The organism is Lentzea sp. NPDC036949, assembly GCF_055608075.1.
In genome coordinates this window covers 165696-185421 of the sequence record NZ_JBVJRA010000010.1, presented here as the reverse complement: position 1 = coordinate 185421, position 19726 = coordinate 165696, and the positions used below count along the sequence as shown (strand labels likewise).

13 protein-coding genes are annotated in these 19726 nt (G+C 71.3%); 6 read left to right on the top strand and 7 right to left on the bottom strand.

Annotation, left to right across the window (positions count from 1 at the left end; all coding sequences use genetic code 11):
* Nucleotides 1–98 precede the first annotated feature (98 nt).
* The 4 genes from ACZ7CD_RS27205 (at nt 99) to ACZ7CD_RS27190 (ending at nt 6508) form a co-directional block, all read left to right on the top strand.
* Nucleotides 99–875 (top strand): DUF1684 domain-containing protein, encoded by a 777-nt coding sequence (locus tag ACZ7CD_RS27205; protein WP_470379986.1) that lies wholly within the window; start codon nt 99–101, stop codon nt 873–875.
* Between the two features lie 329 nt (nt 876–1204).
* Nucleotides 1205–3727 carry a glycosyltransferase gene (locus ACZ7CD_RS27200; RefSeq protein ID WP_470379985.1) on the top strand — a complete coding sequence of 841 codons (2523 nt, stop codon included), beginning with the start codon at nt 1205–1207 and terminating at the stop codon, nt 3725–3727.
* The gene (locus ACZ7CD_RS27195) at nt 3727–5112 is read left to right on the top strand and encodes a radical SAM protein (RefSeq protein WP_470379984.1); all 1386 of its coding nucleotides are present in this window, start codon (nt 3727–3729) and stop codon (nt 5110–5112) included. Before ACZ7CD_RS27200 ends, ACZ7CD_RS27195 begins: the two co-directional genes overlap by 1 nt.
* Before the next feature lie 49 nt (nt 5113–5161).
* Complete coding sequence (locus ACZ7CD_RS27190) at nt 5162–6508, top strand: pyridoxal phosphate-dependent decarboxylase family protein (RefSeq protein WP_470379983.1); 1347 nt, start codon at nt 5162–5164, stop codon at nt 6506–6508.
* Here ACZ7CD_RS27190 and ACZ7CD_RS27185 read toward each other — a convergent pair.
* The 4 genes from ACZ7CD_RS27185 to ACZ7CD_RS27170 all read right to left on the bottom strand — a co-directional run bounded on the left by ACZ7CD_RS27185 (nt 6477) and on the right by ACZ7CD_RS27170 (nt 13078).
* Nucleotides 6477–7451, bottom strand: coding sequence for a LacI family DNA-binding transcriptional regulator (locus ACZ7CD_RS27185; protein ID WP_360392886.1), 975 nt, complete (start codon nt 7449–7451; stop codon nt 6477–6479). The two genes, ACZ7CD_RS27190 and ACZ7CD_RS27185, sit on opposite strands and share 32 nt — an antisense overlap.
* A 113-nt stretch (nt 7452–7564) precedes the next feature.
* Entirely contained in the window at nt 7565–8584 is a 1020-nt protein-coding gene (locus ACZ7CD_RS27180; protein ID WP_360392889.1) for a LacI family DNA-binding transcriptional regulator, read from the bottom strand.
* Between the two features lie 410 nt (nt 8585–8994).
* On the bottom strand, nt 8995–10482 hold the full coding sequence (locus tag ACZ7CD_RS27175) for a sigma-70 family RNA polymerase sigma factor (RefSeq protein WP_470379982.1): 1488 nt from the start codon (nt 10480–10482) through the stop codon (nt 8995–8997).
* A 253-nt stretch (nt 10483–10735) separates the two neighbouring features.
* On the bottom strand, nt 10736–13078 hold the full coding sequence (locus ACZ7CD_RS27170; RefSeq protein WP_470379981.1) for an ATP-binding protein: 2343 nt from the start codon (nt 13076–13078) through the stop codon (nt 10736–10738).
* Nucleotides 13079–13295: 217 nt separating this feature from the next.
* On the opposite strand from ACZ7CD_RS27170, the gene ACZ7CD_RS27165 reads away from it, so the two are divergent.
* Both ACZ7CD_RS27165 and ACZ7CD_RS27160 read left to right on the top strand, forming a co-directional pair.
* Entirely contained in the window at nt 13296–14369 is a 1074-nt protein-coding gene (locus ACZ7CD_RS27165; RefSeq protein WP_470379980.1) for a glycosyltransferase 87 family protein, read from the top strand.
* A 52-nt stretch (nt 14370–14421) separates the two neighbouring features.
* Nucleotides 14422–16515, top strand: coding sequence for an ATP-binding protein (locus ACZ7CD_RS27160; RefSeq protein WP_470374872.1), 2094 nt, complete (start codon nt 14422–14424; stop codon nt 16513–16515).
* Here the strand turns inward: ACZ7CD_RS27160 and ACZ7CD_RS27155 are convergent.
* The 3 genes from ACZ7CD_RS27155 to ACZ7CD_RS27145 form a co-directional block, all read right to left on the bottom strand.
* Complete coding sequence (locus ACZ7CD_RS27155) at nt 16510–17937, bottom strand: phenylacetate--CoA ligase family protein (protein WP_470374873.1); 1428 nt, start codon at nt 17935–17937, stop codon at nt 16510–16512. The genes ACZ7CD_RS27160 and ACZ7CD_RS27155 overlap by 6 nt on opposite strands.
* A gap of 95 nt (nt 17938–18032) precedes the next feature.
* Nucleotides 18033–19130 (bottom strand): CU044_5270 family protein, encoded by a 1098-nt coding sequence (locus ACZ7CD_RS27150; RefSeq protein ID WP_470374874.1) that lies wholly within the window; start codon nt 19128–19130, stop codon nt 18033–18035.
* On the bottom strand, nt 19127–19681 hold the full coding sequence (locus tag ACZ7CD_RS27145; protein ID WP_470379979.1) for an RNA polymerase sigma factor: 555 nt from the start codon (nt 19679–19681) through the stop codon (nt 19127–19129). The genes ACZ7CD_RS27150 and ACZ7CD_RS27145 overlap by 4 nt, the downstream gene beginning before the upstream one ends.
* Nucleotides 19682–19726: the final 45 nt, after the last annotated feature.

Genomic DNA, 19726 nt, shown 5'->3' with positions numbered 1-19726 from the left:
TCATAGATTTTCGCAGGCGTTGACCCGGTCGAGCGACGAACGGCTTCTCAGCAGCTGAGACGGGGAAGGCGCTGCGCGAGCGGATCGTTCGCAATGACATGAGCGGCTTCGCGGAAAACTGGCAGACGTGGAAGACGGAACGGGAACGCGGCCTGGCCGATCCCTACGGATGGCTGGCGCTGGTGTCACTCGACTGGCTGGAGACCAAGCCTCGCGCCTATGACGGCATACCGGGGCTGTGGTGGCAGGACGACGACGAGGCGCACTTCGACCCGCAAGGTGCCGAGGTCACGCACGACGGCGTGCCGATCACCGAACCCACGAGCTTCAAACTGGTCCAGAGCGGCCCCGGCACGCGCGTCCGGGCGGGTGACGTGGACATCGAGATCGCCCGGCGCGGCGGCTACCTGGTGCGCGTCCACGACCCGAAGGCCGAGGTGCTCAGCAGCTTCCGCGGCGTGCCGGCGTACGAGCCCGACGAGGCGTGGGTGCTCGAAGGCGTCTTCGAGCCGTTCGACACCCCTGTGCCGACGACGGTCGGTGCGGTCGTGGAAGGGCTCAGCCACGTGTACGAGGCACCAGGGCGTGTGCGGTTCACGCACGACGGCGCCGAGCACACGCTGACGGCGTTCAACGGCAAGGACGGTGGCATCACCATCCTGTTCACCGACGAGACCAGCGGCGTCACCACCTACGCGGCGAACCGGGAGATCTCGGTCAAGCCGGTCGACGGCAAGGTCGTGCTCGACTTCAACCGGGCCGTGAACCTGCCGTGCGCGTTCACGGCCTACGCCACCTGCCCGCTGCCGCCCGCCGGCAACCACCTGCCGTTCAAGGTCGAAGCCGGCGAACGCACCCCGTACGAACAGGGTTAGGGCAAGCGGTACCCAGTAGAGCCCGAGGGGTCGGGAACGAGGCCGTAGTCGCGGTTTACCGCGGCTGCGGCCTCCTCGTCCAGCTCTCCGGCGCACCAGCACGTTCGGCCGGCAGACGTCGCCGTGCACCACGGCGGCAGCGGAGCGTTACCGGACCTGTGGTGAGATTGGGCCGAGCGGGTGTTAACCGCCGGTACGCGTCACGCCCCGTGCCGGATCTGTGGTGAAACCCCTTTCCCCACGTCCCCTGCTGAGACGGCGATCTGTCCGGAGAGCGCTTTCGGATTAGGTTCGGTCGTGGATGGGGTTTCGACCAGGAGCGGGTGCGCATGGCCGTCTTGTGGGGAGTGTCCTTCGACGCCACGGCGATGTCGGGCGTGGTGGTCGAGTTCGTCAAGACCGCCGCGCTGTTCGCCGGACGTGGTCACCGGGTCCACCTCGACCTCGGCTACGACATCAAGGCGGACAAGGGCCCGTTCTTCCGCCCCTACCAGGACGAACAGGTACCGGACTGGATCACGCTCGACCGCGTCGACGGCCTGGACGAGGTCAGCGGCTACGACCAGGCGTTCGTCACCGCCACCCTGGAGGCGGTGCAGCGCGACGAGACTCCCTACGTGCGGGAGGTCGCGGACCGGATCGCCCGGCGGATCGAGCAGACCTGGGAGGACCGCGGCGTCACGACGGTGATGGTCGAGAACGGCACCCTGCCCGAGAACGTCGCCTACACGACCGCCCTCCACCAGGCGATCGAACGCTACGGCGCCCGGCACGCGCTGGGCCGCTTCGTGTTCTGGCGCGACCACGACATGATGTGGCAGAGCGAACCCGGCAAGTACGGCACGTTCCCTTTCCCGGGCACGCCGCCGATGCGCGACTCACCGCACATCCACTACTTCGCGCTGCACGAGGAAGCCCTGCGCCGCACCCTGGAGTGGCAGCCGCACCTGCGCAACATCGACGTCCTGCCCAACACCTTCAGCCCGCCGCACCGCGCGGGCCGCGCGGACTTCAAGCGCCACCACGGCATCCCCGACGACGTCCGGCTGATCGCCCGGTTCACCCGGATCATCCCGCAGAAGCGCATCGACAGGGACCTGCACCTGCTCCGACTGCTGCCCGACGACGTGCACCTGTTCATCGCCGGCGACACCGGTGAGCACCCCGCCGAGACCGTGAAGCTGCGCGCGCTCGCCGACGAGCTCGGCCTGACCCGGCGCGTGGTCTTCGGCGGCACCCTCGCCCAGGCCGAGTCGGCCGGCGACGCGTTCTCCGTGCGAGACCTGCTGGCGCACGCCGACATCGTGTCGTTCCTGACCTCGTACGACTACGAGAGCTACGGCAACCCGATCAGCGAGGCGGTCGCGGCCGGCGTGCCGTACCTGACCAGCCGGTACGCGTTGTACGACACCGTCTACCCGGGATTTCGGGCGCCGGTGCTGGACGTCCTGGCCCACGACCTGCCGACACCGGAGTTCGCAAGAGACGTCCACGAGCTGATGACCAACGCGGAGAGGAGGGCGGAAGTGGTGGCGCACAACCAGGAGCTCGGCCTGCACAGCAGGACCGCGGCGAACGAACTGGTCGACCGGCTGTTCCCGCCGGCCATGGGGGAGGACGTGCGGCTCAGCGTCGTCCTGCCCGTCTACAACGAGGCGGCCAACCTCGACGCCGTCCTCACCAGCCTGCACGACCAGGAGGGCATCGAGCGCGACCGGTACGAGATCGTGCTGGTGGACAACAACTCCACCGACGACACGGTCGCCATCGCCCACCGCTTCGCCGCCGACCACCCCGGCCTCGCGCTGCACGTGATCTCCGAACCCGAACAGGGCGTGGCGTGCGCGCGCAAGGCGGGCATGGACTACGCGGCCCAGCGCAGCCGTGCCCGCAAGGACCCCGGCGAGCGGTTCTACCTGGTCTCCGCCGACGCCGACTGCCGCGTCGACCGCCGGTGGCTCGCCGAGCTGTTCGCCGCCATGGAGGACGACAAGGCCGCGATCGGCGTGTGCGACTACTACTACAACGCCGATCACTTCGCCGGCCGGCCGCGGTTGTGGGACGCCATCCAGCGCACCCTGCGGTGCCGCGCGGTCACGTTCGCGTTGTTCGGCGGCTTCCCCGACGGCAAGGGCTTTGCCGTCGAACGCGAGGCCTACGAACGCGTCGGCGGCATCGAGATCTGCTACCAGCTGCACAACGGCCGGTTCGTGAACCACCTCTCCGACGACTGGGACTTCGGCATCAAGGTCCGCGGCTCCGGCTTCGACATCACCTACGCGCCGCTGTCGAAGGTCGAGATCAACCCGCGCCGGGTCAACCACGCCATCGACGAGGTCATCACCGGTCGCGCCTACGGGTCCGACGGCATCATCGTCATGCGCGACATCCGCCCCGACACCGAGGCGCAGACCGCGGACCTCACCGAGGAGGAAGCGCTGCAGGCGTGGGAGTTCTCCATCAAGGACTTCACGCCGAAGAACACCATCCTGCCCGTGCTGCTCACCCCGTCGTTCCTCGACGACGACGCGGTGGTGGCGTTCTTCGGCGCCGACCTGGCCGAGCGCCTGGGCCGGCGGATCGCCGAGATCAAAGACGAGATGCGGGTCGTCGACCTCACCCCGATCCACTCCTACAAGACGCCCTCCTACCGGCTCTACCTGGAGTTCCGCGACGAGCTCTTCGAACGGCTGCGCGCGGCGGTGGGGGAGGACATCGGCTACCCGCCGCCGCTGCCGGAGTGCTTCGCCGACGTGCCGCAAGAGCGGTTCGCGGAGTTCGTGAAGTACTACTGCGAGGACCGCGAGTCCGGCGAGGCGCACAACTACTTCGGCAACGGAGGAGTGTTCTGATGGACCGCGAACCGAGGGTCTGGCGTTCGTTGCAGGACCCCGCCAACGCCCACCTGCTGGAGTACGTCACCGAGGACCCGTTCGGGGCGCACGTCTTCCCCGGCAACGTCCCCGGCTATCCGGTCGACGGCTTCCTCGACGACCTCAGCGACCAGCTCGTCGGCACCGCACCCATCCACCTGTGGTCCTACATCCCCACGTGCGCCTACAAGTGCCGCTTCTGCCAGTACCCCGTCGTGCTCGTCAAGGGCGCGAACGCGACGGAGAAGCTGACGAGGTGGGTGGACTGGAACATCCGCGAGGCCCAGCTGTGGCTCGCCCGCGTGCCCGAGCTGGCCAAGGCGCCGGTCGGCGAGTTCAACGTCTTCGGCGGCACGCCCTCGTTGCTGCCGCTCGACCAGATCCGCCGGCTGCTCGACTTCTACCGGGACAACTTCGGCTTCACCGACGACACCACCATCCGGTTCGAGGGCGACCCCAGCACGTTCACGCCGGAGAAGCTGGCGGCGTTGCGGGAGCTGGGCTGCACCAAGCTGTCCAGCGGCGTGCAGTCGTTCGACGACCCGGTGCTGCGCGAGTGCGGCCGCGAGCACACCTCGCAGATGTGCGTCGACTTCGTGCGCAACGCGAAGAGCGCCGGGTTCGAGTGGATCAGCATCGACCTGATGTACGGGCTGCTCGACCAGACCGTCGACAGCGTGCGGCGCGACCTCGACGTCGTGCTGGAGGAGGAGATCACCGCCGTCGTCTGCACCAAGCTGCACCTGAAGTCCTACTCGGACACCCGCACCGGTGTCGCCGGTGAGCAGCCGGCGCCGTGGCAGCTGCCCGCCTACCGCGACAAGCTGGTGCAGAACGGCCACTTCTGGCCGACCTTGGCCGAGCAGTACCGGATGCGCGAGGTGCTCACCGACGGGCTGCGCGCCGCCGGCTACACCGAGCACCCCACGATGTACTTCGCACGCGACGGCCTCGGCCCGGAGAAGTGGAAGTCCATCATGGTCGACCAGGACCGCCAGGAGGCCGAGGTCGCGATCGGCCTGGGCGGCAGCTCCAGCTGCCGCGCCTCGGAGGCGATCACCGACGTGCAGTGGAAGTCCTACGCGGAGGCCGTGGACGCCGGCCGCGTGCCGCTCGGATCGGCGACCCGGTTCACCGAGGAGGCGCAGGAGGCCAGGAGCGTGAAGATGGCGCTGTCCACGTTGCAGCCGGTGCGCGACGACCTGCACCGCGCCCGCTTCGGGCGGTCGTTGTTCGACGAGCCGTGGCTCGCCAAGTTCACCTCGCTGCGGGAACGCGGGCTGCTCACGATGGACGCCGACGCCGTGACCCTCACCGACGACGGCGAGGTGCTGGTGGAGGCCATCATCAACACCGAGCTGTAAGGCCGTATCCCGCGAGCGCGGCGCCGCGCGGGCTTCGTACCGTGTGCTCATGCTGCAACCGGACCGCGAGACCAGGGCCGAGTGGATGAAGGCCGTCACCGCGTTCGTCGACGAGTTCGTCGAGGGACTGGAGGCCGCGCCCGCCTCCACACCGGGCCGGGCACTGCTGCCCCCACCGCCGGCGGAGGCCCCCGGCGAGCTGGCCGACCTGCTGGCGCAGTTCGGGGAGGCCGCACGCCAGTCCGTGGAGACCGCGGGCCCGCGCTTCCTCGCCTACTTCCCGGCCGGTGGCCTCTACAGCTCGGCGCTGGCGGAGCTCCTGGCCCAGGTCACCAACCGCTACACCGGCGTCGCCTCCACCGCGCCCGCGCTCGTGGCGCTGGAACACAGCGTCATCCGCTGGTTCTGCACCGAGTTCGGCCTGCCCGCCGGCTCCAGCGGTGTGTTCACGACCGGGGCCTCGCTCGCCACCCTGTCCGCCGTCCACACCGCCCGCGAGGACCGCGGCGCCACCGCGGACGGGACGATCTACGTCACCGCGCACACCCACCACTGCGTCGCGAAAGCCGCGCGCATCACGGGCTTCCCCGCTGACCGCGTCCGCGTCGTGCCCGGCCTGCGCATGGACGTCGACGCGGCCCGCGCCCTGATCGCCGAGGACCGCCGGGCGGGCCTGAAGCCGTTCCTGGTCGTCGGCACCGCGGGCGCCACCAGCACCGGCATCGTCGACCCGCTCGACGCCATCGCCGCCCTCGCGCACGAGGAGGGGCTGTGGTTCCACGTCGACGGCGCGTACGGCGGCGCCTTCCAACTGACCACGCGCGGCCGGGAGGCCTTGCGCGGCATCGAACGCGCCGACTCCATCGCCTGGGACCCGCACAAGAGCCTGTTCCTGCCCTACGGCACCGGCGTGCTGCTCGTCCGGGACGAGGCACGGCTGCGCGCGGCCCACGTGGCCGACGGCGACTACCTGCAGGACCTCGACCACGACACCGGCGTGCCGAACTACTCCGACCTCGGGCCCGAGCTCACCCGCGAGTTCCGCGGCCTGCGCGTCTGGCTCCCGCTGCACCTGCACGGCGTGGCCGCGTTCCGTGAGGCGCTGGACGAGAAGCTCGACCTGGCCGCCGAGGTCCGCACCGCCCTCGCCGACGTCGAAGGCCTCGAAGTCCTGCCCTCGGAGCTGAGCGTCGTCGTGTTCCGGGCCGCTGACGACCCGACGAGCGAGCGGCTGTTCACGGCGATCAACGACTCGCGGCGGTTCTTCCTGTCCAGCACCCGGCTCGACGGCCGGTTCGCGCTGCGGTTGTGCGTGCTCAGCCACCGCACCCACCGTGAGCACGTGGCGGAGTTCGCAGACCTGGTCAGGCGCTTGTCCGCAGCACCAGCGAGGTAGGCAGCAGCACCGACGGCGGCAGTCCCTCCTCGCCGTCCACCTCGGCGAGGAGGCGCCACGTCAGCATCCGCCCGAACTTCTCCACGTCCTGCCGCACGGTCGACAGCGGCGGTACGGCGGGCACCGAGTCGTCGAACCCGATCACCGCCACGTCACCGGGCACCGACCGGCCGCGGGCGTGCAGCACCTGCAGCGCGCCGAGGGCCATGATGTCCGCGGCCACGAACACGGCGTCCAGCGCCGGGTCCCGGTCCAGCAGCGCCGCCATCGCGGCCGCACCACCCTCGGACGTGAAGTCGCCGTGCACCACCAGGTCGGCGGCCCGCCCGCTCATGGCGCGGCGCCACCCGGCCAGCCGGTCGAGGCCCGCCGCCATGTCCGCGGGGCCCGCGATGGTCGCGATCCGCCGCCGTCCCGACGAGATGAGGTGCTTGGTCGCCTCCTGGGCGCCGGTGAAGTTGTCCGAGTCCACGAACGGCACCGCGCCGCCCGACAGCGGACGGCCGCCGACCACGACGGGCAACCCGTTCTCCTGCAACACCGACAGCAGCGGGTCGTGGCCGTGCAGGCTCACCACGAGCGCGCCGTCCACGTGCCCGCCGGTGAGGTAGGCGGACACGTCACCGGGCTGGCTCATCATCAGCACGAGCTGGGTGCGGCCCGCCAGTTCGGCGTGGACCCCGCGCATCAGGCCGGCGAAGAACGGGTCGGACAGCACCCGGCCGCTCGGTTCGGACAGCACGAGCGCGATGGCGTTGGCCCGGTGCCCGGCCAGCGACCGCGCGGCCTGGTTCGGCGTGTAGTCGAGCTGCACGACGGCGCGCTTGACCGCAGCCTTCGCCCGTTCGCTCACGTGCGGTGCGCTGTTGAGGACGCGGGACACGGTGGACTTGGACACCCCGGCCAGCCGGGCGACCTCGTCGATGCCGGCTCGTCTGTTCACTTGGCGACTTCCTCTGGCGGCGGCGGCGTTCTGGGAACGCTCCCAGAAACAGTGAGGAGTCTTTACCGCAGCCGGGTGGCGCGTCAAGCGAACGAGGGGGTGCTCTCAGTTCGTCAGGCGGTGGCGCGGCGCACCAGCGAGGTCGGGAGCAGCAGCGACGGCGGCAGACCGTCCTCACCGGCCAGCTCCGCGAGCAGCCGCCACGTCATGGTGCGGCCGAGCTCCTCCACGTCCTGGCGGATCGTGGTGAGCGGTGGCGTCGAGGTCGCGGCCAGCACCGAGTCGTCGAACCCGATCACCGCCACGTCGTCGGGCACCCGCTTGCCCTGCGCGTGCAGCGTCTGCAACGCCCCCACCGCCATGATGTCCGCCGCCACGAACACGGCGTCGAGGTCGGGCGCCTGCTCCAGCAGCTCGGCCATGGCCCGCGCGCCGCTCTCCGGCGTGAAGTCCGCGTGCGCCACCAGGTCCGTGGCGATCTTGCCCTCGCTCAGCCCGCGCCGGAACCCGCTCAGCCGGTCCGCGCCCACCGCCATGTCCTTCGGGCCGGCGACCGTGCCGATCCGCTTGCGCCCCAACGAGACCAGGTGCCGCGCGGCCTCCAGGCCACCGGTGAAGTTGTCGGCGTCCACGAACGGCACGCTGGTGTTGCCCAGCGGCCGCCCGCCGACCACGACCGGCATGCCCATCTCGTGCAGCATCGGCACCAGCGGGTCCTCGCCGTGCAGGCTGACCAGCAGCGCACCGTCGGCGTGCCCGCTCGCGAGGTAGGCGACCAGGTCGTCGGTGTCCGACGGCTGGCTCATCATCAGCAGCAGCTGCACGTGCCGCCCGGCCAGTTCGGAGTGCACCCCGCGCAGCACGCCCGCGAAGAACGGGTCGCTCAGCACCCGCCCGGTCGGCTCCGACACGACGAGCGCGATGGCGTTCGCCCGGTTGCCGGCCAGCGCGCGGGCGGCCTGGTTGGGGGAGTAGCCGAGCTGCGCGATGGCGGCGTGCACGGCCTCGCGCGCCTTCGTGCTGACGTACGGCTCGCCGTTGATGACCCGGGAGACGGTCGACTTCGACACCCCGGCGACCCGCGCGACCTCCTCGATGCGAGGCCCGGGTCGTCTTTTCGCCGTCTCCGTCATGACGTCATCCTAGGGCTCCGGCGGAATCCGGCGGCGGTGCGGCGCGCTCATGTCGGAAACCGGACAGTTCAATGACATCGGCGGGCGCGGCTAATCGGGCTCGAATGCCGCGTTGCGCATTCGGGTCTGGGCAACGACATCGTCCTGCGCGCGCTTTACCGGGGCGCGACCCGCTGCTCCGCGCGGGTCCGCCATGGCGGCCACCGGCTGCCGGCGCGTTTGTTCACGCCGGAAATGGTGCGGTTCCGGCGGCGGCACGCGGGCCGCAACGGGTATCCGCTCACCGTCGGATTTCCGTCGCACCCCGTGATCGAGACCAATCCCGACCTGTTCGACAACGACGACCGCGTCACCCTTTTGCGGATCGGCCGGGTGCCCGGGCGTCGGTCTTGCCGGCGAACCGGGTGCGGCTACTTCGGCGTGATCGTCACCCGGATCTGCACCCGCAGCCCGGTGTTCGTGACCCCCTTGATGACCCCGCTGCTCGCCTTGGGCCCCGCCTGCAACCGCAGCACGAACCGCACCGACTCGTTGGCGGCCAGTTCGCCCGCCGAGCACGTCACCTGCCCCTTGCCGGCCGGGCAGCCGACCTCGCCCGCGCCCGTGGAGCCCGCCCCGACGGTCTTGAGCTCGGCGGGCAGCGTCAGCGTCAGCGTGGACGGGGGTGCGGTGCCGGAGCCGACGTTGCTCAGGGAGATCTCCACCGGGGTGGGCGGGCCGTTCGTGGTCATGCCGACGTCCGGGGGCGAGCCCATCACCAGCGACGGCTCGCCGTTCGACGTGTCCTGGCCGGTGGTCGTGGTGGGGGCGCCGGGGACGGGTGCGTTCGCGGCACCGGAGGTCTGGGCCGCGCCGGAGGTCGCGGTTTCGGTTGCGGCGGTGCCGGACGTGGTGGTCACGACCGAACCCGAGGTGGTCAGGCCGGTGGTGGGCGCGGTCGACGTGAACGAGGCGGCCGGGGGAGCGGTGGTGTCGGCCCTCGGCGGGTTGAGCGGGGCGCTGACGCCGGCGGTGACGACGATGACGACGGCGGCGGTCGAGGCGGCGGCCACGGTGAACCACGAGGAGACGCCCGCGGAGGCCAGTGCGCTCGCCTTGCTGAAGCCGAGGTAACCGGCGGCGGCACCGCCGAGGACCAGGGGTGCGACGACGGAGCGCAGGGCGGCGTTGACGTCGGCCAGCTCACCGGCGATCGCGCGGCACTCGGCGCAGCGGTCGAGGTGGGCGTCGAGCTGCATCGACTCGCGCGCGGACAGGCCGCCGCGGGTCCAGGCGCCGAGCTTGGCGACGGTCGCGCGGCAGCGTTCCGCGGGGTCGCGGGCCACGTGGGCCTGCAGGTAGGCGCGGCGCAGGCCCTCGCGGGCGCGGTGGGCCATCGCGGAGACGCCGTTGGCGGACAGGCCCAGGATCGGCGCGACCTCGCCGGGCGACTGGCCCTCGATGGCGGTGTGCCACAGCACGGTCTGCCAGCGTTCCGGCAGCGACTCGAACGCCGTGGCCGCCAGCGACTGGTTCAGCGAGGCCACCGCCGTGTCGCTGAACTGCACGCTCGTCACGCGGGTCGCGCCGGGCACCTCCTCGACGTCACCGGCCAGCTCCAGCCGCTTGTCGCGCCGGGTCTTGTCGTAGGCCGTGTGGCGCACCGCCGTGAGCAGGTAGGGCCGGAACGACGCGTCGGGGCCACCACCCGTGCGCAGTGCCGAGAGCACCTTCGCGAACGCGTCCGAGACCAGGTCGTCGGCGTCGGCGGACGACCCGGTGAGCTGCAGGGCGAGGTTGAGCGCCGCGCGCACGTGCCGTTCGTACAGCCGGCCGTAGGCCTCGACCGCACCGCGGCGCACGGCGTCGATCAGCTCCGCGTCCGAAGGCGGCCGAGGAGCGCCTTCCTCGTCGATCAAGCTTTCCGCCTATCTCCGTGCAACGGGTGATAGGCGGACCTTATCGAGACACGTCAACCCGAACAATCCACGCATCCGAACCAAATGCATTGGGAGTCCACAATGGACGTTGTTTGGGCTGGTCTTCCACAGCCGCCGCCGTCGGGGCGCGATCCACATCGCGGGACGGCGGTCCTGTTCACCGCGCGCCGCGGCCCGATCCCCGGGCTCGAAGACGGGTCTTGTTCCTCTGGCGGACCGGCCGTGTCCCTGCTCAGGCCAGGTCGGCGGTCAACTTGGCGGCCATCGCGCGCACGGCGGGCGTGTCGTAGCGGTCGCATTCGGCCAGCGCCCGCACCCGCAGCTCGCGCGCCTGCGCGGCGTCACCGGCCACGTCGGCGAGCTCCGCCAGTCGCGCCAAGACCTCGATCCGGTGGTCGGACAGCCGGGCCTCGTCCAGCGCCGACAGCAGCTGCTCGCGCGCCTCGCCGAGCCGGCCCGCGTCCATCAGCACCAGACCGCGGTTGTGCCGCACCCGCGCGACCCCGGCGGTCGTGCCGTGCCTGGAGAACAACGACTCCGCCTCGTTCAGCAACTCCAGCGCCCCGTCCACGTCGCCCGTGGCGGCCAGGCTGGTCGCGAGCCGGATGAGCATCATCGCCAGCAGCTCCTCGTCGCCGCCGGCCGCGCGGTGCTGCTCGACGCTGCGCCGCTGCACCTCGACCGCCTCGCCGAGCTCACCGGTGCCGTGCAGCATGAGGCCCAGCAACGACAACGCCAGGTTCTCGCCGATCGGGTACCCGGCCTCCTCGAACAACGCGAGCGCGCGCCGCCCCAGCTCGACCGCCCGCCGCGGTTCCCCGTTGCGCCGCAGGATCGCCGAGCCGTAGTACCACGTCCACGCCTGCGTGACCGTGTCGTCGACCTCGATCGCCGCCGCCTGCTCGTGCGCCACCAACGCCTCCCGCGGCTGCCCGCACAACGCGTACTGCGCCCACGCCAAGTAGTTCAACTGTTCCACCGTGTCCCGCGGGGTGCCCAACGCGCGCGCCGCGTCCGCTCCCGCCCGGAACACCTCACGCCACAGCTCGCCGACCCCGTGCAGGTCCGAGTACCAGTGCATCGCCTGCGCCAGCGCGAGCACCCGCTCGTGCTCGCCGAGCCGGGCCGCCGACCGCAGCGCACCGCGCCAGTGCTCCAGCTCCATCACCAGCCACCGGCCCGCGGACTCCTTGTCGGGCAACGACTCCGAGCGCACCGGCGGGTCGTCGTGGTCGAAGTGGCGCGCGGCCGTCGTGGCGATGTCGAGCAGCGAGTGCCGCAGCCGGGTGCTCAGCTCGCGCACCACGGCGGGGTCCTCGTCGAGCTCCAGCCGTTCGGCGGCGAACACCCGCAGCAGGTCGTGCCGCCGGTAGCGGCCGGGCGTCTCGCTGACCCCCAGCAGGCTCGCGTCGGCCAGCTCCTCCAGCACCTCCTCGGCGCCGTGCCCGCCGTCCTCGCCGGCCACCACCGCGGCCAGCTCCACGCTCGTGTCCGGCCCCGGGACCAGCGCCAGCCTGCGGAAGAGCCGTGCCGCGTCCGGGCTGAGCTGGTGGTAGGAGTTCTCGAACGCCGTGCGCACCTGCAGGTCGCCCGCCTTGAGCAACGACAGCCGCCGCCGTTCGTCGGCCAGCTGCGTCGCGAAGTGCTCGACCGTCCACTGTGGCCTGCTGGCCAGCCGGTTGCCCGCGATGAGCAGCGCCAGCGGCATGCCCCCGCACAGCTCCGCCACGCGCTGGGCCGCCTCGGGCTCGGTGTCCACCCGGTCGCCCGCCACCGCGCGCAGCAGCGCGACGGACCGCTCCAGCGGCAGCAGGTCCACCGCGAGCCGGTGCCGCGCGTCCAGGCCGGTAAGCGTGTTCCTGCTGGTCACGAGCACCATCGTGCCGGGGCTCGACGCGATCAGCGGCCGCACCTGGGCCTCGCCGGCGGCGTTGTCGAGCACCAGCAGCACCGTCCGGTCCCGCAACAACGAGTGGTACAGCGACAGCCGGTCCTCGGGGTCCGCGGGGATCTGCCGCTCGTCGACGTTGAACGACCGCAGCAACCGGTGCGCGGCCCGCCCCGGTGACAACGGCTCGGCGTCCATCCCGCGCAGGTCCAGGAACACCGCGCCGTGCGGGAACCGCGCGCCCAGCCGGTGCGCCGCGTCGACCGCGAGCGCCGTCTTGCCCGCGCCCGGCGGCCCGTGCAGCACCGCGATCTGCACCAGCGCCGACGACTCCGCCTCGCGCGCGAACCCGTCCACGGCCCGTTGCTCGGCCTCCCGGCCGGTCAGCTCCAGCAGCACCGGCGGCAGGCTCGCCGCCGGCAGCACCGCGCTGGGCGGCTCCGGCCGGACCTCCGCCTCCGGCACCCGCCCTGCCCGCGCGAGCGCCGCGAACTCGGCGGCCTCGTCCCCGGCCAGCCCGAGCCCGCTCACGAGCAGCTGCACCGTGCGTGACTGCGGGGTGAGCGTCCGGCCGCGTTCCATGTCGCTGATCGCGCGCATGCTGAGCCCGGTGCGGTCCGCCAGCTCCTCCTGGGTCAGCGGCACGCGGGATCGGTAGAAGCGCAGGAAGTCCCCGAACGAGCTCACCGGGCCATGTTGCCACGACCCGGCAGTTCTCGTTCGCGTCCTCGTCGCTTCGGTGAGAATTTCTTCCGGAGGTTCTGCCGGTCAATCGTCAAGGTGGTGCGCGCATTCCGCGGATAGCGTCGGGGTAATCGTTCTTCTTTGTTCGAACCGGGGAAAAGACGTGTCAGAGTTCAATGGGTTGCTCCAGCGTGCAGAAAATCACCGAATTCGTCCGGTGGTGGGTCTGGCGTGGGTGTTGGCGCTGGTCGGGCTGCTGATCCGCTGGCACGGCCACTACCCGATCGACCTCGACGTGTACCGGCTCGGCGGCCTCGCCTGGCTGACGGGCAATCCGCTCTACTCCGGGTTCACCGGCCCGCCACTCGACCCGGGGCTGCCATTCACCTACCCGCCGCTGGCGGCCGTGTCGTTCAGTGCGATGAGCTTTGTTCCGGGGTGGGCGCTGAACCCGCTTCTGCTGACCGCGGGCTTCGTCGCTTTGACCGCCGTGTGCGTCACCGTGGCGGGCCGGGTGCGGCCCGGCCTGCGGTGGACGCTCGGCCCGGTCGCGCCGATCGCCGCGCTGGCGCTGGACCCGGTGGAGTCGACGTTCGGCTACGGCCAGATCAACCTCCTGCTGCTGGGCCTGGTCGTGGTCGACTGCCTGGCGGTCACGGACCGTCGCTTCCGCGGCGCGCTGGTCGGCGTGGCGGCGGCGGTCAAGCTGACACCGCTGATCTTCGTGCTGTACTTCCTCGTCCGCCGCGACTGGCGGGCCGCGCTGACCTCCGCCGCCACCTCCACCGGCCTGGCCGTGGTGGGCTTCCTGGTGGCGCCGCGCGACTCGGTGCAGTTCTGGTTCCACGCGATGGTGAACCCCGAACGGATCAGCGGCGTCGCGCTGCAGACGAACCAGTCGATCCAGGGGCTGCTGCGCGGCCTCGGCCTGGAGCCCGGCACCCGGTCGCTGCTGTGGGTGGTGCTGTCAGTCGTCGCCGTGGCCGCGGCGGCGTTCGTGGCGTGGCGCTCCGATGACGACGTCGTCGCGTTGTTCGTCATCGCGGCCGCCGGCCTGTTGGCGTCCCCGGTCTCGTGGCTGCACCACTGGGTGTGGTGCGTGCCTGTGTTGTTGTTGCTCGTGCTGCGCGGTCATTGGCCGATGTTCGTCATCGTCACCGCGGTGTTCATGATTCCTGTGCACGAGGTTGACGGTTATGTGGCGCTGGCGGCTGTGGCGTTGAGCGTGCTGGCGTACCGGTCGCGGATCGTCGCCACCCCGACCACAGCCGCGGTGAAGCTGAGCACGGGTTGAGGCCACGCGGCCACGTCGACCGGCCGATTGTTCGGGTGCGTATGGTTCTCGGATGGCCGAGAAGCCGGACAACTTGACGCACAACACGGTGCACGGCGACGTCAGGACCGTGGTGCAGGCCGGGAACGTGCACGTGCACGGCTCGTCGCCCGCGTTGCCGGTACCGCGGGAACTGCCGTGCGACGTGCGGGGATTCGCAGGCCGCGCGGAACACCTCGACCGGCTCGACCGGCTGTTGGAGGCCGACGGGCGTGCGCTGGTCATCTCCGCGCTCGCCGGAGCGGGAGGGGTGGGCAAGACAGCGCTCGCGGTGCACTGGGCGCACCGGGTCCAGGACCGCTTCCCGGACGGCCAGCTGTACACGAACCTGCGGGGGTACGACCCCGTCGAACCGTCCGCGGAACCGGGGCTGGTGCTCGAAGGCTTCCTGCGCGCCCTCAACGTGCCCGACGCGCACATCCCGATCGACCTCGAAGCCCGCCAGCGGTTGTACCGGTCGCTGCTCGCCGACCGCCGGGTCCTGATCGTGCTCGACAACGCGGCGACCGCGGACCAGGTGCGTCCGCTGTTGCCCGGGAGCAACCTCTGCCGCGTCGTGGTGACGAGCCGCAGCGCGTTGTCGAGCCTCGTGGCACGCGAGGGAGCCCACCGCGTCACCGTGGACGTGCTGCCGCTCGGCGAGGCGGTCGAGCTCCTGGCCGCCGAGCTGCACGACATGCCGGTGGCGGCGCTCGAGAACCTCGCCGAGCTGTGCGGGCGGCTGCCGCTGGCGTTGCGGATCATCGCGGAACGGGCCGCCGCCTCGAACGTGCCACTGCCGGACCTCGTCGCGGAGCTGGCGGACGAGCAGTCACGGCTCGAGGCGTTGTCGCCGGACCCCAGCGCGGTGCGGGCCGTCTTCGCTTCGTCGTACCGCGCGTTGTCCGCAGAGGACGCGCGGACCTTCCGTTTGCTCGGCTTGCACCCAGGACCGGACATCAGTGCCGCCGCCGTTGACGCACTCGTCGGCGGTGAGGCTCGGCGGTCGTTGCAACGGCTGGTCGGAGCGCACCTGCTGGAGGCGCACGGTCGGCGTTACCGGTTCCACGACCTCGTGCGGCTCTACGCGGCCGAGTGTGCGCGCCGGGACGAAACCGTTGCCGAGCAACGTGAAGCGTTTGCGCGCGTGGCCGGCTGGTACGTGCACACCGTCGCGAACACACAACGGGTGCTGGACCCGCACTACCGACTTCTCACACCGGATCCGTTGCCGGCAAGGGTCGTGCCGTCGAGGTTCCGCTCCAGGGAGGAGGCGCTGGCGTGGATCGCAGACGAGCACGCGAACCTGGTCGCGGTCACACGACGCGCACACGACAGCGGCGTGAACGGGCCGGCTTGGCAGCTGCCGGCCTTGCTGACGCGCTACTACATGAACACACACCGCTGGGAGGAATGGCACACCGCCACCCACATCGGGTTGGACGCCGCCACGCTCCTGGGTGACACCTGGGCCGAGGCCGAGGTCCTGAACAGCCTGGGAATTCTGTTCGCCCAGAAACAGCAGCACGAGGAGTCCTTCGCCTGTCACAGCCGGGCCCTGGACCTGCGGCGTGCGCACGGGGACCGGCACGGGGAGTGCGTCACCCTCAACAACATCTGTTTCCCGTTGAGACAAGCAGGTCGGCTCGAACGTGCTCGTGAGCTCTTGCTGCAAGGACTGGAGGTGGCCCGGGACATCGGCTACGCGGGTTGGTTGCCCACCCTGCTGGGGAACCTCGCCGGCACGAGCGGTGAGCTGGGCAGGTGGAACGAGTCGCTGGAGTGGTGCGAGCAGCAGGAGCGGGCTGCTTTGGAGCAGATCGACCACTACGAGGACAACCTCCTGAGCAACCGCGGTGAGGCTTGCCGGGGGCTGGGTCGCCTGGAAGAGGCGATCCAGTGCCATGAAAGCGCTCTGAGCCTGGTTCGGGCGCAAGGCCGCGTGCGGCATCCCCTTGCCCAGGCCTACAAGCTCAGTCTGCTCGGTCGTGCGTACCGAGACGCGGGACGTCTCCAGGAAGCGGTCGAGGTGCTCCAGAGGGCGGTCGCCCTGTGTCCCGAGTACGACTCCGGTTCTGTGCACACCATGTGCCTGCAGGATCTCGCCGAGGTGCGGAGCAGGCTATGAGGGGCGTGTGTAGCGGTGCTTCACCCCCACCGGGAAGTACTCCGGGTCCCCGGCCGGTCGCAGCACCACCTCCGGCAGCTGCCGCTCCACCGGCACGTAGTTCGCGAACTCGCTGTTGAGCCGCAGCAGCTGCGCCCGCACCGACTGCGCGATCGCGGGTGCGTCGGCGGTGGCGCCCGGCGCGACCTCCACCGTGATCCGCAGCGACCGGTCGCGGTCCGCGTCCTCCACCGACTCGATCACGAACTTCCCTGTCACCGTCGCGCTGATCTCCGGTTGTTCCAGCCCCACCGTCACGTTCTCCGGGTACACGTTCGCCCCGAAGAACGACACCGTGAACAGCGAGCGCCCGAACACGTAGACGAACGGCAGCGGCGGGCCGTCGGGTGGTGTGAAGCCGTGTTCGGCGCACAGTGCGAGCAGTTCGGCGTGGGGGAGGAGGCCGCCCTCGTCGCCGATGCGGTAGCGCACCAGCGGGATTCCGCCGTCTGCGGTGAACACGAGGGTGTCGTCGACGACCTCGAAGAAGCGGCTGGCGGGGTCGTACTGCACCAGGGTCGGCAGGCGCGGGTCGCCGAACACCAGCCGCGCCAGGTCGGGGCGGTGGGCGAGGAAGCGGCGGATGCCCACCGACAGCGCGGTCTCGGTGCCGAGCACGCCCGCGTCGGCAGTGCCGTAGAGCGCGGCGATGTCGTGCACCGGGTCCGCGATGCCGGCCCTGGTGGCGACCAGGTCGCGCCACTGTTCGCTGAAGACCTCGCCGGCCAGCACCAGCTTCACGTCGAACGACCAGTCGGTGCCGGAGTCGACCACGTCCTTGACGAACGGCGGGTAGCCGAGCAGGACGGTCTGCTCGAAGTGCGGTGCGAGCTCAGGCAGGACGCGCAGGACCTCCGCCTTGTTGTTGCCCGGCGCCACCACCGTGATGGGGCAGCCCTTCGCGGCCAGGTGGCGCACGCACGCCTGCGTGAACAGGCCGCCGACCCACGTGCCGAGCGGGAAGCACACGACCGCCAGCGTGCTGCGCTCGTCCGCGCCGAAGCCGTCGACGAGCACCTGCTCGAAGCGGCGGGCCACGTGCAGCTCGTCCTCCAGAGACCGCGGCCAGATCGTCGGCTTGCCGCTGGAACCGGACGAGACGGCGATCATGTCGCAGGCCGCGAGGGTGCCGTCGCGGCACAGGTCGGGCAGCGGGTGGCGCTGGTGGTAGTTCGCCTTCTCCGTCAGCGGCAGGCGCTGGAAGTCCGCGAACGCCTGCACGGACTCCGGCTCGATCCCGTGCTCGGCCAGGAAGTCCCGGTAGGCGGGCACGGTGGTGGCGGTGCGGCGGAACAGGTCGAGCACCCAGGACGGGGACGGCTCCGCCGCCGGGGCGAAGAACGTCTCGAACGCGCGGAGCACACGGGCCTGCCGATCACTCATGGTCCTGACCTTGCCAGACGGCGGTTCGGTGCGCGTGCCCGGCGCGGGCGGAGGCCGGCCGCGGAAACCGCGACCGGCCTTCCCGCGCCACCGGCTCAGCCGACGCTGTCGACGACCTTCGTCGTGATCGCCGTCGAGGTCAGCACCGTGCCCTCGGGCAGCCAGGTGTACTCGCTGCCGGGACCGGTGAGCCTGCGGTCGCCGATGAAGTCGCCCGTCTCCGGGGAGATGACGAGCTCGACGCGCTCGTGCCGGTCCGTCAGCGTGATGCCGACGCCGGTGCGGCCGTCCATGGTCACCTTCTGCGGGGAGACCGTGACGCCGTCGATCTTCGCGATGGCGCGGTACCAGCCGGCGCGCAGGTCCGCGGGCATCAAGCCGGCGCGGAGGATCTCGGTGGCCTTGGCGAACATGGCCGCGGGCGTCGAACCGCGCTGGCTCGTGGTGCTGCGCAGCCACTCGTACAGCGCCGCCGGGTCACGCGGCAGCGCGGCGTAGAACGCGGGCGAGTCCCAGTCGGTCGGGTCGCCGCACACCTTGCGCGGCTGGGACTTCGGGAAGAAGTCACCGCACTTGCCGCGGCGCTCGCCGGTGTCGGTGTCCTGGTTGGTGTAAGGCGCCTCGGACTGCGGGACGTTGCCGCCCAGCCACTTCGCCTCACCGTTCTGGGTGCGGCGGTTGACCCACTCCTGCGTGACGTCCGCGGGGATCCACGTCTGGTAGGTCAGCTCGACCGCGTAGGTGGCGCCCCTCATCGGCTGGGGATTGTCCACGGAGGACCCGAACATCATGCCGCGCGCGTACGTGCCGTGCTCGGTGATGAGGCGGTACTGGCCGGGCCCGACCGGCTGGTCGACCGGCGTGATCTTGCCCGCCGCGTCGTCGAGCAGCTCGGCCGCGGACAGCAGCGCCACCTGCTGTTCGGTGGGGCTCGGCGACGCGGACACCGGGGGCGCGGCGGCAGGCGGTGCCTGGGACGGTGCGTCGGTGTCGCGGACCACGACCACCCCCGCGGCGACGAGTGCCACGGCGGCCGCGGCGACGGTCACCGGTAGCAGCTTGCGGCGGCGCAGCGGAACCACGGTGCCCGTGGCCGCGGCTTCGACGACCCTGGCGCGCACGGCGTCGAGCGGGCGGGTGCTCGTGCGGTCAGCCCGGTGCAGCAGGTCCAGTGCTTCGTCCAACTCGGTCATGACGACTCCCCTGTGAGCAGTGCCTGCAGTTTCGTGCGCACGCGGTGCAGGCGTGAGCGGACCGTGCTGGCAGGCAGGTTCAGCGCGGTCGCGACCTCGGACGGGTCCAGCCCGGCCCAGGACGTCAGCAGCAGCAGGTCCCGCTCCTGCACCGACAGCCTCGGCAACGCCCGCGCGAGCTGGCGCTGGGCGTCCACCCTGGCGGCGACCTGTGCGTCGTGGGAGTGCTCGGTCTCGGTGTGCAGCCGTTCGGTCGCCCGGTAACCGCGCAGCTCCGTGCGCACGTGGTTGCGCAGCAGGTTCGTCGCGATGCCGTACAACCAGCCGCGCACCGGCGCCTGGGCCGGGTCGTAGGCGCCGCGCCTGCGCAGGGCCACGAGGAACGTCTCCGCGACCAGGTCGTCGGCGGTGTCGAGCCCGACGCGGCCCGCCAGGTAGCCGCGCAGGGCAGGGGCATGGGTGTCGAAGAGCGCGGTGAACGCGGCGGCCGGGTCCTCACCGTCGAGGTCCGGCCTGCTGCCGTCCACGGCGCGCTCCTTGGGCTTGGTCACGCTGGTACTTGTCCGCTCCGGCCCCGAGCGTCCCCGACCTGTGAC

Bases quoted from the DNA above. Each gene is read 5' to 3' on its own strand.
- ACZ7CD_RS27155 (WP_470374873.1), bottom strand. From the start codon at position 17,937: ATGAGTGATCGGCAGGCCCGTGTGCTCCGCGCGTTCGAGACGTTCTTC.
- ACZ7CD_RS27180 (WP_360392889.1), bottom strand. From the start codon at position 8,584: ATGACGGAGACGGCGAAAAGACGACCCGGGCCTCGCATCGAGGAGGTC.
- ACZ7CD_RS27150 (WP_470374874.1), bottom strand. From the start codon at position 19,130: ATGACCGAGTTGGACGAAGCACTGGACCTGCTGCACCGGGCTGACCGC.
- ACZ7CD_RS27190 (WP_470379983.1), top strand. From the start codon at position 5,162: ATGCTGCAACCGGACCGCGAGACCAGGGCCGAGTGGATGAAGGCCGTC.
- ACZ7CD_RS27200 (WP_470379985.1), top strand. From the start codon at position 1,205: ATGGCCGTCTTGTGGGGAGTGTCCTTCGACGCCACGGCGATGTCGGGC.
- ACZ7CD_RS27195 (WP_470379984.1), top strand. From the start codon at position 3,727: ATGGACCGCGAACCGAGGGTCTGGCGTTCGTTGCAGGACCCCGCCAAC.
- ACZ7CD_RS27205 (WP_470379986.1), top strand. From the start codon at position 99: ATGAGCGGCTTCGCGGAAAACTGGCAGACGTGGAAGACGGAACGGGAA.
- ACZ7CD_RS27160 (WP_470374872.1), top strand. From the start codon at position 14,422: ATGGCCGAGAAGCCGGACAACTTGACGCACAACACGGTGCACGGCGAC.